Here is a 14,589-nt window from a genome sequence, read left to right as displayed (position 1 = left end):
GACAAGATCCACCATCTGTTGGCGGAACTCTTCCGTGTACGGCGGTTTTGATCTCGGCACCTGTACTCCTCCCTGAGTCCATTATCTCAAAGAGCCCAGGTGTGAACAGAATCGGGTCAACTTCACGGCGACGATGGCTCGAATCGAGCGCTTCATGTTCTCCTCCTTGAAGGGTGGGGAAGCGCCCAGGCTCTACGGGCGACCCGGTGTCGTCGCGGAGCTGGCCGCGTGTCCTGCTGTCACCGTGGCGACAGAGCCACCGGCGGATGAGGCGTAGGCCCCTCTGGGTCACCACCCCCCGGCTACCAGCGCCAGGTGGAAGCCGATCGAGAAGAGCGGTCTATGCGCTGGCCACTACCTGGTGCCAAGGCAGCAACCCAGGCACTCAATCCAATACTTGATGTTGTTTTCAACAGATCATGGCTGCTCGGGAAGGTTGTGGGGAACTTTCCCGGGAACTCGCGGCAAAGCCTCCGGGCATGGACAACAGGACCTTCGCGGGCTCGAAGCCCGCATCCTCCGCGCCGCGCCGGACGTCACCCGCTCTCCACAGCTGGATGCAGGACTGGGCGGACTGGTCTCAGTCCGGGCCCGCTGACCGTGCGGTCGACCGCTGGCGTGCCGCATCGTCCTTGATCGCGCCGCTCGCAGATCTCGATCAGATTCTGGTCGGCTGCGGCGCTGGCGGCCAGGTCGAGGCCGGGCTGGCCGACCAGCGGCTGCTCTTTCTCGTGACAGCGGCCGTCCACGGGGATGTGGACGCGGCGCGGGTGGTCATGGCGCGGATGATGCCGGCGCTGGTCTCGAAGGCTGGGGCCCATGCCCGTGCGGGCCGGATGGATTTCGACACCGCGTTCACCGAGCTCATCGCCGCGGCGTGGATCGTGGTAACCACCTATCCCGTCGAGCGGCGTCCCGCAAAAGTCTGGATCAATATTCTGTTGGACTCCGAGCAGGCGGTCTTCGGCCGGCCCCGGCTCGCCCACCGCCGAACAGTCCCCATGCCATTCACGCTCCTGGCCGACCAGGCCAATCCCTTGATCTTCATCGGCCGCGATCCCCTCGTCGAGCTGCTCGACCTGCTGGCGGCAGCCCGGCGGGCGGGGCTGGCATCGAGCAACCTGCAGCTGCTCCTCGACCTGGGAGTCCACGGCCTGAGCCCTCAGGAGATCGCTGTTCGCGACAGGGTCACTGACCGGGCAGTCCGGATGCGTCGCCAGCGGGCCATCGTCGAGCTCGTCACCCTGCTCGATCTCCCATCACCGCACCGCATGGCTACAAGGCCGCGGCAGGCTGCAACGCCAGCAACTCGCGGCGATCAGGTTCTGGCGGGCGCGGCGTGAGCGGGCGTCAAGGCGGTCCCGCTGTTGCCGGGCTTGGCCTCGATGGGGAGATCGCCCTGGCCGCCACGGCCATTTTCCTCGCCACGCTGACCGGCGGGATCTGGGCAGGCGCCCAGCTTGCCGCCCTCGCCCTCGGCGGCCACCGGCCCCTGCACCTCACCAGCGATGAAACGCTCGCCGCGCTCCCGCAGCTCGCTGCCCACCCCGGCCGGCCAGCCGCCGCCTGGCCAGAGCGGGTCGCCAGCCAACTGCCCGGCTTGGTCGGCTACTGGGCGTGCACCGCGCTACCGCTCGCAGTTCTGACCCTCCTGTGTGGGCTGGCGGCAACCCTGCTGGTCACCGGCGTCGGCGTCACCCGCAGACGCCGCCTCGGCATCGATCCCGAAGCCCGGTTCGCCCGTCCCCTCGACCTGCTCCCCCTGTGGGTGTCCGGCCCCACCCTCGGACGGATGGTCCTCGGCCGCCTCGGCCCAAGCCAGCGCGACCGGCTCATTGCCACCGAGGACTCCACCCGTCCCCTCGACCGCACCGTCCACCGCTGGCAGGCCCGACGCGCCGCCCGGCGCCGCGGACAACGCGGCACCACGATCGTCATCGGCCCGTCCCAATGCGGTAAGACCGCGGCGCTGGCGATCCCCGCGATCCTCGAGTGGGACGGCCCGCTCATCGCCCTGAGCGTCAAAACCGACCTGCTCGGCGCCACCATCGAACGCCGCCGCCGCGTCGGCCAGGTCGCCGTGTTCGACCCGACCCGGGCCACCGGCCAGCCCACCACCGCCTGGTCCCCGCTCGAGAGCGCACGCAGCCTCGCCGGCGCCCGACGCGCCGCTCGCTCCATCGTCAACGCCACCTCGTGGACGTCAGGCAGCTCCGGCGATATGAGCTTCTGGACCTCGGCCGCCGAGGACCTGCTCGCCGGCCTGTTCTGGGGCGCGGCCACCGTGGGCCTGGGCATGGACACCGTCGTCCGCTGGGTCGTCGGAATGGAACGCGACCCGGTCCGCGCGATCCTCACCCCGCTGGCCAGCCATCTCGACCCGACCATCGCCGCGGACGGCGCCCAGGTCCTCGCCGCGTTCACCGGCCTGTGGGCCTCCGACCGCAAACAGGTCTCCTCCACCTACCTGGTCGCCCGCCAGATGATCCAGCCCTGGCAGGAACCCGACGTCGCCGCCTCCGCCACCGCCTCCCACCTCTCCCTCGACTGGCTCCTGGACACCAGCGACGACGGCACGCAGACCAACACCCTGTACCTGTCCGCCGACCTCGACGACGCCGAACGGCTCGCCCCCGTCCTCGGCGGCCTCGTCGACGACCTGCTACGCCAGGCCTACGCCCAGGTCGGACACACCGGCATCCCCCTGGACCCGCCGCTGCTCGTCGTCCTCGACGAAGCCGGCAACTGGCCCATGCAGAACCTTCCCGGACGCATCTCGACCTGCGCCGGCATCGGCATCCAGCTCCTGCTCGTCTACCAGAGCAAAGCCCAGATCGACGCCGCCTACGGGACGAAAGCCGACGTCGTCATCTCCAACGCGATCACGAAAGTGTTCTTCGCCGGCCAGTCCGACCGCTCCACCCTCGACTACGCCAGCGGCCTGCTCGGCCAGGAACACATCGTGCAGACCAGCACCTCCACCGACAGCCCAGGCCTTGCCGCCCTCGGATCCGCCGGCCGGCGCAGCATCTCCCAGGCCCCCACCCGCCTCGAGCTCCTGCCCGCCGCGCTGCTGCGTCAGGTCGCACCCGGGCAGGCCCTGCTCATCCACAACACCCTGCCGCCGGCCCATCTGTTCGGCCGCTACTGGTACCTCGACCCCGACCTGCACGCCCTCGCCACCGGCCGCCGCCTGTCCCGCCGGGCCCTGACCCGCCAGGCCGCTCAACGCCGCGTCACCACCGCCGCCACCATGACGTCCGCCGCCGTGTCGTCCTCTGATGCGTCGCTGGCCACCGAGCCGATCCCCACGCTCTCCCCGGGCACCGCCGCCTCGGATGGTTCGGACGGTTCGGAATCCGTCACGGACGAGCTGATCCGCCAGCTCCTGACACAGCGAGCCACACCCGACCGTGCGGTCTCCCTGCCGCTCTCCCCCGACCCGTCCGTCGAGGAGGACCTCGATGACCAGCCGCCCCCGCAAACCCCGTGATGAGCGGGCCACCCCCGCCGGACACTCCCCCACTGCACGCGTTTCGCCTGCTCCGAGGCCAGGTCCTCATCGATCTGCCGTTCCAACCCCACGCCATCAGCGCCGCCAGTACCGTCCGCGTCGCCACCCTGTGGCCCAACGCCGACGACCCCCGCGGCTGGGCGCACACCCCCTGGGAACCCGCCGGCTACGGCCGCGGATTCCGCCCCGGCCCGGTCGAACTCGGCGACGTCGTCGGCTTCATCGCCGAATCCCGGCCACCCGCCCGCGCACTACCCACCGCGATCCCCACGTCCTTCCACGACCAACCGGCCCTCACCCGCCACCTGACCTGGTACGGCTACCTGCACGAAATCAGCGACCTCCACCTCCTGCTGCGCGGCCCCTACCCCCAGCCCCTCGCCGCCTATACCGCCGCCCAACGAGCCCTGATCGCCACCCTCGACCACCAGAACACCGGACGCGAACCCGTCCTGCCCGCCTCACCACCCCTGACCACCAGCATCACCCACACCGCCGAACACAGCACCGTCGGCGACATCCACCACGGATGGATCCGCGTACCCGCCCGCCTGCTCACCCACGCCCTCATGCAACCCGTCGACCAGCTCCGCCACCGTCTCACCGCACGGGCGCCCTCCCTGCTCACCGGCCACGAGCCCCCCATCACCCTCGCCGCTCTCGCCGCCCGCCACCTCGCCGACCAACTCCACGAACCCTTCCTTGCCGCCCCCACGCCACTACCCACACCCCCCGCCCCAGACGTTCCCGCGCCGCCGCCTCCCGCCGACCCTGAACCCGAGCCCGACGCGTCCAGCACCGCTGACGGGACGAGCACCACCGGCCCCGCCTCACCGGACACGACGCCCGGCCCCTCCGACGGGCCCGACGCCCATGGGGCGCCGGACGCGCCGGACCCGGCCGATTCACCCTCGGCGTCTGCCCCCGCAGATCTGCCCGTCACCCCGCCCATCGATGCCATCCCAGGATTCGAGCCGCCATGAGCATCCCCGACCGCCGCGACACCCCGGAGCACGCCCGAAGGCCCACCATCCTCGACTTCTCAAGTCCGGCGGTGCCCGCCGACCTCGGTGATCTCGCTCGCCGCGCACTCGCACGCCACAGCGCCGGCATACCCGCCGACACCCTCATCGTCGCCCTCGCACACCAGGGCATCGTCGCAATCCGCACCCGCCACAGCCTCGTCGAGATCCGCGAACTGGCGGACGGCTGGACGCTCGTCAACGCCGTCGGCACGCCAGACCTCGCCACACTCGCCGCCGCAGCCCGCCTCCGTGCCACCCGCCTCGCCCGCCATCGCGCCCACTCGCACGACGCCTCCATCACTCCTCCAAAAGGGCATTGATCACTACAGCCGGCAGATGCGCCATCTGCACGTTCCCGCTTCCCGCCCTACCAGAACGTCAGGTTTTGCCGACGGTTGACCATTGAAGACTTCCGCCAAGCCGACCGAAGACCTACTGTTCCGCCGCCTGAAACTCCGACACTTCATCGGCGACAGAGTTCCGCGTGTCGAAGGGCTTTTTCTCGATGACGTTCAACCACGTCCTGCCCCTGCGCCATACCCCGCGACTCCTTCCTGAGCAGGTAGTCAGCGCGGGAAGCACCGCGTCATGACGCCGCGGGACGCGGTGCCGCTGGGCTATCTCCAGGACCCCGCACCGGTGAAAATGACCGTTCCCGCAGGCTGGTGGCGCCTGCGCCGCATCCTGACGCAACCGGGCCGCCAGCAGATCAGCGCCGAATTGTTCACCACGCTGCGCGCACCCGCACTGCAGGTCGAAGCCGACCTGCACGAAATCGACGGCCACCTCGGTTTCCCGCTGACCGCCCAGATGCGCGAACGGCTGCGCACCGCGGAACCAGAACTGTCCTTCGTCGCCCCCTACCCGACGGTGACAATGGAGCAGCTCGACCGAAACCCCAAGCTTCGACCCTGGCGAGCCAGCCGCGTCGACCTCGCCCGCGCCCCCTCCGCCACCTACGGCCGTCTCCACCACACGGACCCCCCGCTACGCAGCTGGCTCGACCCAGCAGGCGACATCCAGATCGAGATCCTGGCCGCAGCCGCCACCACGACCCCCGCCGGCCCGCAGGACCGGCTCGCCCTCGACCTGCCCTACCGCGTCCGCCACGAGGGACTCGTCGCCCTCTCCGGTCGATCAGCACGCATACCGGCCCGCATCGACCCCACCTCCGACACCGCGCTGCGCGCCGTCCTGGAAGACCTCACCACCCCACGGTCGGAGCCACTCACCCCACGCCAAAGCCGAGCCCTCGACGCCAGCAGGTACCTACGCCGGCTGATCACCGACTTCGAGGTTCACGAGGGAAGCCGCGTCGCCATCGAGGGCCCGGTCGGCTTTCCCCACAGCACCGGAACCGTCCGCAGGATCGATGTCCGCCCCAGCGGCGAACACACCCTGTGGCGTCCCGACGTCGCCGACCTACCCGGCCACCCCTGGAACGCCCTGCCCAACCGGGTGATGTCAACCCCGGCCGAACGTGTCCTCCCCACGCTGATGGCCAAGAACACCGTCGTCGGCGGCCCCTACGCCCCGGCGCATCTCGTCTACGGCGCCCTGATCAGCACAGTCGACGATCCCGCCAGCCGGGGAGGCACCGTCCTGCGCGCCCTCACCGACGCGGGAACGCTCACCTACGAGTTCCAACCCGTCGAACCGGACCAGGGCCCACGCGAGATCAGTGCCACCGACGTCGTACCCGTCGCCGGAACCGCCTGGCCCGACCTGCGCACCCTGCTCGAGGCACGCCTGGCCAACCACGTCGACCTCGTCGCAGGCGAACACCTGATCACCCTGCGCGAAGCAGCACCCGTCGTCCACAGCCCCACCGGCCCCACCCTCGGCAGAATCACCCCGGTCTTCACCGGCGACCCCGCACTCGACCCCGATCTCCTCGCCGCCCCACCTCCAGCCCCCGAACTGGACCAGGCGCCGCCACCGCCGGACCTGTTCATAGCCGGTCCCTGACAAACGTCGCTCAAGATCTCAGTGACACCGCCAATTATGATCAAGAATCGGGGTCCCTTGACCGAGCACTGTGCAGCCAACGGCAGCCCGGACGAGGTCGGCACGATGGTCTGTCGATCGCTTACCTGGCCATGAAGCCGGACACCCACCTACTCCTTTCTGAAACTGTCCGGGTGTTGCGGACGGTTGGGGCCATGCTGCGGACGTATCAGGGTGAGAGGGTGCTCCCTAACAGCTCTTCGGCACCGCCCTGCCAGCTCTGCGGACGGTTGGGACGCTTCCGGCGCGTAACAAGGTAGAGGGGAAATTTTCCCTCTACACGGTCGGCGGGAACAAGACACCACGAGGCGGCCAGTGACCGCCGGCCTCCCGTCCTGTCTCCCGACCGCGGCAACGGCACAACCACTCGCCCACGGCGCTGCGCATCCGACGTGGATTCCACCCAGGATCCACCACGCTATGCGGCAAAAATTTTACAGCCTGACACCGCTTGCCATCCGACAGCTTTTCCGTTAAGGGGAAAATCGACTTGCCGCTTTCCCGTAACGACGTGAGACCACCACCCTAACACGAGTAGATCCACACCGAGCCCCAGATCTTTCAGGTCTGGGGCTTTTTGTTTGCCCATAAACGACCGTTCCCACCCCGATGCCACATGGTGTCGGGATTTTTTATTATCGAGAAAGGCTATCCATTTCCACCTGGTCCGCAGTTATCCTCGCCAGCCCGTTCCTTTTCCCCTCGATCATCCTCTGCATTGTTGCGCTCTACGCACTCCACCGCGCACGACCCGAAGATGTTCCCAGGGTGCTGTCCACTTTCGGATACTCGTTCGGCCGACTGGCCAGTCGAATCCCTACCCACCGCGAGGTTCATCCGGATGCACCGGACGACGTCGAAGAAATCCGATGAGGCTCCGGCGCCGCAGGAACAACCCCACTTCAACGGAGGCCACCGGTAACAGCCTTGCGGGAACCACCCATCCGTCCTGGCCGCGGGATGGGCGGGCTGTGGGGAGCATGCCGCGGAACCTCACGGACCGCAAGCCGCGGCCAGAGGCCGCCCCCTTCGGGGCAAGGGCTTGACGGCCCGCGGAGAACCCGCGGCAGAGAAGACGGCAGCCCGCCCGGCCACGCGGCCACCCGGACGGTCGTGCGGTCGGGCGGCGCCTCACAGCATCACGTCCCATCACCAGCACCCGTTTGTTCCCCCCTACCTTCCCCATGACCGTGGGCTGGATTCCTTACCTCAGCACCTCGGTCCGGATCGCTCACCGATCTCCTTTCTGTTCACGGTGAAGATTTCACATACCTTTTACGATCGGACGAAAGCCATGCAGATCATGTGTGCGACATGCCGCCGGGCGCTCGTGACTTTCGAGCCGCCCAGTGGTGGCAGTTTCTGGACGCATGCGCCGGGCCAGCCCGAAGACGGCGACCATGCTCCGGCTCCAGTCCTTTCCTATCCGGACTATCGCTGCGATGCCTGCAACGACGAACCGGTGACGGCCGTGCTGCACGTCACCGGGCGCTTCCCACTCTCCGCGCAGATCAGCACCGCCGACCCGTGGGCGCTGTGCGCCACCTGCGCGGCCCTCATCACTGCCAACGACTGGGACGGCCTGCTGAGTCACGTCATCGGCCGCCTCCGAGCCAGCGGGCTCAGGCTGACCTCGGGCGAGGAGGATTTTCTTCGGCGTCTCCAGGTCGACCTGCGGACGCGGGCCGTCGGACCACCGACCCCGCTGCCGGAAAACACCGAACCGCCCGTTCCCTGGGCTGGCTATTAGACGCCCGCACCCCGCGCAGGCGCTGCCGCGACCTGCCTGCCGCATCCAGTGGTTCCATCCCACCTGGAAGCCTTGGGAGAACGTTCATGGAGAGTTTCGTTGATACCGATATCCCGCCCGAGCTTGCCCAGCTGATTCCCCGGGGCAGGGTCACCGATGCGCTTGTGCAGGCCGAGTGGGCGGAGGAGGAGATCGAGGCGGCCGGGAAGCGCTGCCCCGACCGGCAGGATCTACTCTTTCACGGTTTCACCCTGCTGGTGCCTGTGCTTCCGTTGATGGCCACCGAGTTCGTCTATCGGTCCCACTGCCGGGAAATCCTCGAGCGTGTCGTCCGTGGCGAGGACACCCGGCCCGGGACCGCGGCGGAGGTCTGCTGCCTGTGCGCCGAAATCAGCCAGACGGTTCCGCTGACATCACCGGCCGCCGGCCTGTACTTCCGCATGTGGGCGATCGCGTTTCCCGACAGACCCATCGCCGATGATCGCAGAGTTCACCACGAGGCACTCGACGGCAGCAGGATAGACGACTTCGAGAAGCTCGCCCGCGCCAGGATCGGTGTCGCCGACCGCCGCCTCGGATCCATCGATTGCACCGGGAAGCATCACGGCCTGCGGGTTTCCTGCCGTTTCGCGAGTTCCCCCTCCTGACCGGAGGAATCCGTTTCGATGAACGACCCCGACGCCTCCCTCCCGCAGATCGAATGGCGCGACGACGTCAGCCCACCGGTTCTCGGCATCACGGCGGCACCCCACAGCGAGTTCCTGATCCAGATCACCGGCCTGGAGAATCGCATCCGCGCCGAACCGCCGCACGGCGAACTGGTTATCACGACCGCGTCCGACGGTGAACGACACCTCCAGTGCCCGCGCTGCACGTCGGGTGCGGGGCTGACCCATCAGGAATGGCTGTACTCCTCCCGACCTGTTCTCGGCAGCCAGCTGCACCGGGTCCACGACCCCGACGGTGACAGGTCACTGTGGTTCATCACGATCGCCGGCCATGACGACCAGGACAGCGCTTTCGATCTCGCGGGCGCGACCGCGGCACGTTTCTACTGCCGTTTCTGCGCCCGCGGCTACACCCTCCCCACCGACGTTCATTTCGACGTCGCCTGGTAGCCCACCGACCAGCCACCGACCCCCCACCACGATTGCGGGTCCCGATCCTCGGACCCCGGACAGGACCGCGGCCACATCACCCCGTTTCACGACCAGGGAGCCATCATGGACGACCAGCAGTACGCCGGCATTGGCCGCAACGCCACCCTCGAGAACCTCGTCGCCCTCCTGCAGGCCGACAAGCCTCGCCAGCTCGACGTCGTGGCACCGGCCAGCTCCATCACCGCCCACGACGGTGACCTTCTCCTGGCCGGCACCGAACCGGTTCTGCGCCCCGATGGCGTCGAGCTCACCGCCGGCACCTACGTCCCCACGACCGTCGCCGACGAAGGGCTCGCCGACAAACTGCAGATTCCCCTGCCCTACCTGCGTCGGCTGCGCCAGGAGAACCTTGCCCTCTACGACGCGAACGTCAACGGCTGGCTGCATCACCCGTCCCAGCAGGACCGCCCCCTGCTCATCCGCGCCCTGCGCTCGCAGACCAGCGGACCGGGTATCGCCCGGGCCGTACTGAGTGATCGCTACCGTCCCGTCGACAACCTCGACGTCCTGCTCGCCGCCCTCGACGGTGTCCGCCAGGCCGCCGGCCCGGTCTCCGTCGACGGCTGCGACCTCACCGACCGGCGGATGTACCTGCGGATTCGCAGCGACACCGTCTCCCAGGCCGCCCCCACCCTGCTACGCGACTACACCTCCCCGTTCACCGGGGCGCGCGGCGCGGACAACCCGATCGTCTGGGCCGGGTTCGCGGTCAGCAACTCCGAAACCGGCTGCGGCGCGTTCACGATCACCCCACGGCTCGTCGTCGAGATCTGCCGCAACGGCATGACCATGACCCGCGACGCTGTCCGCTCCGTGCACCTCGGCGGCCGCCTCGACGACGGCGTCATCCAGTGGAGTTCCGACACCCAGCGCAAGGCCACCGAGCTCGTCACCGCCAAGGCCCGCGACGCCGTCGCCACCTTCCTCAACCCCGACTACCTGCACCGCACCCTCGCCACCCTCGAACGGGCCGCCGGCACCCCGATCGACGACCCGGCCGCGACCATCACCCACGTCTGCTCGCAGCTGCACTTCACCGCCGACGAGCAGACCCGGATCCTGGCGCACTTCATCCGCGGCGGCGATCTCTCCAGCGGCGGTGTCCTGCACGCCGTCACCAGCGCAGCCCAGACGCTGCCCGATGCCGACCGCGCGCACGGCCTCGAAAGCCACGCCCTGCGCGCGATGCACCTCGCCGCGACCGCATAGCCGCCGCACCACCCCCAGCACCCGCCGCCGACGGGAACCTTCCCCCGGCCGGTGCCGCCCGTCCACACACCTGCGACCACACCGACCGAGCGGCACCGGCCCCCTCCCAGAAAGGCCGATCGCCCATGACCTCGTCCGACACAACCCACACCGATCCGACCTGCCTGGCCCATCCGGAGGGCCAGGAAAGCCCACCGGCCAACCAGGCCAACTCGGCCAGCGTCGAGGAACCGGAAGGCCTGGCCGACCAGCCGAGCGTGGCCAACGCGGGAGCGCCGGAGCGCCCCGCCAGCCCGACCAGGGTTGAGATGATCGACCCGCGCACGCTTCTGCTGGACCGCAATCTGCGCAGCACCAAGGCCGTCGACCGCGACCTGGTCGCCTCGATCAAACAGCACGGCGTCCTCGTCCCCCTCACCGCCGTGCGGGCCGAGGACGGGCTGCGCGTCCGCCACGGCCACCGGCGCACCCAGGCCGCCATCACCGCCGGCCTCCGCCAGATTCCCGTCGTGGTCATCGGAGCCGACAGCGACGCCGACACCGAACAGATCACCCGGATCCTCACCCAGTGGGCCGAGAACGAACACCGCGCCGGCCTCGCCCCCACCGACAAGATCGGCGCCGTCGAACAGCTCACCGCCTTCGGCCTCACCCCCACCGCCATCGCCCGCCGCACCCGCACCACCCGCGGCCAGGTCGACGCCGCCCTGCGTGTCGCCCGATCCGCTGCCGCCCGCGGCGGCCTCGACCAGCACCAGCTCAACCTCGCCCAGGCCGCGACCCTCGCCGAGTTCGACGACGACCCCGACGCCGTCCGCCACCTCCTCACCGCCGCCGCCGCCGGCCAGGGAACCTTCGACCACACCGCACAACTACTCCGCGACGCCCGAGACGACCAGACCGCCCGCGACCACACCGCCGAGGAACTCCGCCACACCGGCATCACTGTCATCGACCCACCCGAACCAGGTGGCCCCACTCGGACGCTCGCGATGCTCGCCCAGGACGGCACACCCCTGAACCCCGACGACCACCGAACCTGCCCCGGGCACGCCGCCTACCTGACCCGAACCTTCGCCCCGCCGAACCCCGATGACACCTACGAGCGCTACCGACCCACGTTCGTCTGCACCGACCCGACGGCCCACGGCCACACCGACCGCTTTCCCCTCGCGGACACCCGTCGCAGCACCGCCCGCAGCGGACCGCAGCCCACCGTCGCACCTACCCGCAACGACCGGGCCGCCGTCGCGGACACCAGCCGACAATGGCGTGCCGCCACCACCGTCCGCCGCACCTGGCTACGTGACTTCCTCACCCGACGCACCCCACCGGAGGGAGCCGACCGCTTCATCGCCGCCCGCCTGGCCGCCGCCGACGCCGACCTCACCCGCGCCCTGACCCGCCACCACCCGCTCGTCGGCAGCCTTCTGGGCACCGACGACAACCCCCTCGACGCCGTCCAACTCGCCGCACACCTGCACGACGCCCCCGCCCCGCGCACCCGCGTCGTCCTCCTCGCCCTGATCCTCGCCGCCTACGAGGACACCTACGCCACCACCCAGTCCTGGCGCTCCCCTACCACCCAGGCCCGCCGCTACCTCACCGCACTGCAGACCTGGGGCTACCACCCCGCCGACGTCGAACACCGCACCATCACCGGGACAGCCACGACCCAGGGCCCAACGTCCACTGCGGCCCAGCCGAACCCAACAGCCAGCAACCCCACCAGCGGCAACGAGGCCGGTGCGCACGAGACGCCGCAGGACTCCGACGACGTCACCACACCCACCGCTACCAGCGACGCACCGCCCACCGCTGCGGCCTGACCGTTCAGCGACGCTCGGACCGCGGAGATCAGGTGGGCTGCGGTCCGAGCAGGGCCTGTCGCACGGCCAGGCAATGACTGGAGACGACAGCCCTGGAACGCGCGGACCTCCCGGCACGACGACGCTGCGACAGCCGGTGCTCCGCGTCAACCGGCCGGTAAAGCCCGCCCGGACCCAGAGATCCTTCCCGGCGCGGAACGAACGGAGCCGGCTACGCCGGCGCCGCCCACCCCCACCGCGCCGGGAAGCATCTTGGCCGGCCGACCGGCCGGATTGACCCTCCACCCCGCCCGCCGCCTGCTACGTGCCATCGGGAGGACACAGCGCCCCACGGACCATCCCGGTCCACCACCCTCCCGTCGACACGAGGAGGCCTCATGCACGGCACGCTCAGCTGCACCCTCACCGCCTTCGTCCACCGGCCCCCGCACATCGCCCCCACCCGCAACCAGTCCAGCCTCTGGGCCAGCATCCCGATCTGCCTGCGCCTGCCCGACGTCCTCGAAGACGCCACCGTCCGCCCCGGCCGGCTGCACTACGCCCAGGTCAAGGCCTTCGGCCTGCTCGCCACCCGCATCCAGGACGCCTCCCTCAACGTCGGCGACTGGATCACCGTCACCGTCCGCGACATCCAGGCCCGCGTCTACCTCAACGGCCAGAACCAGCCCCGCACCAGCATCGACTACATCGCGGACGCCATCGTCTTCCGCCCCGCCCTCCCCGACCGGCCGACACCCACCACCGCCCCGGCACCCGACATGACCGGCACGCCCTCGAACAGCACCCCACAGACAGGTCCGCAGGGCCGCTGACCTACGCGGGGGAACGTTCTTCGGCACCCCGCCAGGAGCGTTCCCCCGCCGGTCCACCTTTTCATCCTCACCTGCCGGTGACGGCTCCCCCGCAGACGGGCCGGCCGAGTCACCCCGTCAGCTTCGCCTTGGAGAACACCGTGGCCTCCCGACGCACGATGCGCGTCACCCTCGACGGCACCCACGAATACGAGGTGCCCCACAACGACCTCAGCTGGAACGGATTCGCCGTCCCCGGCTTCACCCTCGCCCAAGCCCGCCAACTCGCCCACGACATCGACGCCGAACTCACCGCGACCGCCGCCGCCCAGCCTCCGCACCTCAACGAAAACGACACCCTGACCGTCGACGCGCACGGAACCGTCACCCTCCACACCAGCGCCGACGGCTCGACCATCCTCGAACCCCACACCGACGGCCTCTACTACATCGGCGGCTTCCGCTGGTCCTGGTCCATCGTCGACTGACCACCGGACCCGCCACCACACGAGCGTCTGGAGCAGCACGAACGCCGCCGCGCCGACACCCTGGCCCCGCTCGAACGAGACATCGCCTACGGCACAGATTCACACGGCGGCCCCGATCAACGTCCACCGCTACCGGGCCGCTATCTGCGCTGTCCTGGCCGTCATGCCACCCTGCATCCCATAGTTGATGATGCGTCCACCTGCCAGGAACGCGACGCCCACCGGGCCGGGGCCCACGTGAGCCTCGCCGCAGCCGTCGACGCCATCGCCCAGGCCCTCACCCCTCAGCCGGACGCGAGCCCACCGAATCCCCCGACGACGCCGCGGCTCATCAACGAACCCACAGCTGGCTGATGAGCCGCGGTACGACCTGCCTATACGATCATCTGCATTCACAGCACCGACCGCCTCGACATCGACACATCCGGTCACCTTGGGCCGTTCCTGAAGCCAACCGGTACGCATCGAAGATTGATCTCGCGCTCGCCGCCCAGCGAATATGATCTTGCATGGGCGCGCCTGGTCTCGGCATGACCGGGGCGACAGCGATATACCAGCAGCAGTGAATTACTCACCCTGCGAAACAGCCGATCTGGCGGCGCACTCCAGCCAACCCATCCACACAGGCACCAAGCCAGCCAGCTTCAACCCCCGCCGTGGTCACCAAATTTTGAAGGCACATATGAAGGTCCTGCCTCCGGCAGGACCTTCAAGGGTCCCAGCGGCACAGCCCGCAGACCGGGTCTGTCCAGGTAATGGTGTAACTGTGGTGAATCGGACTACTTGCGGCCAGCGGTGAGTCGCCCGTCGAAGGCG

12 protein-coding genes are annotated in these 14,589 nt (G+C 69.3%); all 12 read left to right on the top strand.

What is annotated here, in order from left to right; all coding sequences use genetic code 11:
* Window positions 1-632: 632 nt before the first annotated feature.
* The 12 genes from ND747_RS13325 to ND747_RS13270 all read left to right on the top strand — a co-directional run bounded on the left by ND747_RS13325 (window position 633) and on the right by ND747_RS13270 (window position 13,773).
* Complete coding sequence (locus ND747_RS13325) at window positions 633-1,343, top strand: sigma-70 family RNA polymerase sigma factor (protein ID WP_251733848.1); 711 nt, start codon at window positions 633-635, stop codon at window positions 1,341-1,343.
* Complete coding sequence (locus ND747_RS13320; RefSeq protein WP_251733847.1) at window positions 1,340-3,493, top strand: type IV secretory system conjugative DNA transfer family protein; 2,154 nt, start codon at window positions 1,340-1,342, stop codon at window positions 3,491-3,493. Before ND747_RS13325 ends, ND747_RS13320 begins: the two co-directional genes overlap by 4 nt.
* Window positions 3,493-4,497: a hypothetical protein gene (locus ND747_RS13315; RefSeq protein WP_251733849.1), complete on the top strand. Its 1,005-nt coding sequence runs from the start codon at window positions 3,493-3,495 to the stop codon at window positions 4,495-4,497. The genes ND747_RS13320 and ND747_RS13315 overlap by 1 nt, the downstream gene beginning before the upstream one ends.
* Window positions 4,494-4,859 (top strand): hypothetical protein, encoded by a 366-nt coding sequence (locus tag ND747_RS13310; protein WP_251733846.1) that lies wholly within the window; start codon window positions 4,494-4,496, stop codon window positions 4,857-4,859. Before ND747_RS13315 ends, ND747_RS13310 begins: the two co-directional genes overlap by 4 nt.
* A gap of 268 nt (window positions 4,860-5,127) precedes the next feature.
* Entirely contained in the window at window positions 5,128-6,507 is a 1,380-nt protein-coding gene (locus ND747_RS13305; protein WP_251733845.1) for a hypothetical protein, read from the top strand.
* Window positions 6,508-8,008: 1,501 nt separating this feature from the next.
* A complete protein-coding gene (locus ND747_RS13300; protein ID WP_251733843.1) occupies window positions 8,009-8,296 on the top strand; it encodes a hypothetical protein in 288 nt (95 codons plus the stop codon).
* Between the two features lie 86 nt (window positions 8,297-8,382).
* Window positions 8,383-8,943, top strand: a complete 561-nt coding sequence (locus ND747_RS13295; RefSeq protein ID WP_251733842.1) for a hypothetical protein — start codon at window positions 8,383-8,385, stop codon at window positions 8,941-8,943.
* 18 nt (window positions 8,944-8,961) lie between these two features.
* The gene (locus ND747_RS13290) at window positions 8,962-9,414 is read left to right on the top strand and encodes a hypothetical protein (protein WP_251733841.1); all 453 of its coding nucleotides are present in this window, start codon (window positions 8,962-8,964) and stop codon (window positions 9,412-9,414) included.
* A 105-nt stretch (window positions 9,415-9,519) separates the two neighbouring features.
* A complete protein-coding gene (locus ND747_RS13285; RefSeq protein WP_251733840.1) occupies window positions 9,520-10,665 on the top strand; it encodes a DUF932 domain-containing protein in 1,146 nt (381 codons plus the stop codon).
* Between the two features lie 125 nt (window positions 10,666-10,790).
* A complete protein-coding gene (locus ND747_RS13280) occupies window positions 10,791-12,494 on the top strand; it encodes a ParB N-terminal domain-containing protein (RefSeq protein ID WP_251733839.1) in 1,704 nt (567 codons plus the stop codon).
* Between the two features lie 377 nt (window positions 12,495-12,871).
* Window positions 12,872-13,306: a hypothetical protein gene (locus ND747_RS13275; RefSeq protein ID WP_251733838.1), complete on the top strand. Its 435-nt coding sequence runs from the start codon at window positions 12,872-12,874 to the stop codon at window positions 13,304-13,306.
* A gap of 140 nt (window positions 13,307-13,446) precedes the next feature.
* Complete coding sequence (locus ND747_RS13270; protein WP_251733837.1) at window positions 13,447-13,773, top strand: hypothetical protein; 327 nt, start codon at window positions 13,447-13,449, stop codon at window positions 13,771-13,773.
* Window positions 13,774-14,589: the final 816 nt, after the last annotated feature.

It is taken from the genome of Frankia sp. R82 (assembly GCF_023716925.1).
GTDB lineage: Bacteria > Actinomycetota > Actinomycetes > Frankiales > Frankiaceae > Frankia.
The sequence above is the reverse complement of the archived record's forward strand: the minus strand, read 5'-3'. Positions and strand labels throughout refer to the sequence as shown.

Bases quoted from the DNA above. Each gene is read 5' to 3' on its own strand.
- ND747_RS13295 (WP_251733842.1), top strand. From the start codon at position 8,383: ATGGAGAGTTTCGTTGATACCGATATCCCGCCCGAGCTTGCCCAGCTG.
- ND747_RS13315 (WP_251733849.1), top strand. From the start codon at position 3,493: ATGAGCGGGCCACCCCCGCCGGACACTCCCCCACTGCACGCGTTTCGC.
- ND747_RS13275 (WP_251733838.1), top strand. From the start codon at position 12,872: ATGCACGGCACGCTCAGCTGCACCCTCACCGCCTTCGTCCACCGGCCC.
- ND747_RS13310 (WP_251733846.1), top strand. From the start codon at position 4,494: ATGAGCATCCCCGACCGCCGCGACACCCCGGAGCACGCCCGAAGGCCC.
- ND747_RS13290 (WP_251733841.1), top strand. From the start codon at position 8,962: ATGAACGACCCCGACGCCTCCCTCCCGCAGATCGAATGGCGCGACGAC.
- ND747_RS13280 (WP_251733839.1), top strand. From the start codon at position 10,791: ATGACCTCGTCCGACACAACCCACACCGATCCGACCTGCCTGGCCCAT.
- ND747_RS13305 (WP_251733845.1), top strand. From the start codon at position 5,128: ATGACGCCGCGGGACGCGGTGCCGCTGGGCTATCTCCAGGACCCCGCA.
- ND747_RS13285 (WP_251733840.1), top strand. From the start codon at position 9,520: ATGGACGACCAGCAGTACGCCGGCATTGGCCGCAACGCCACCCTCGAG.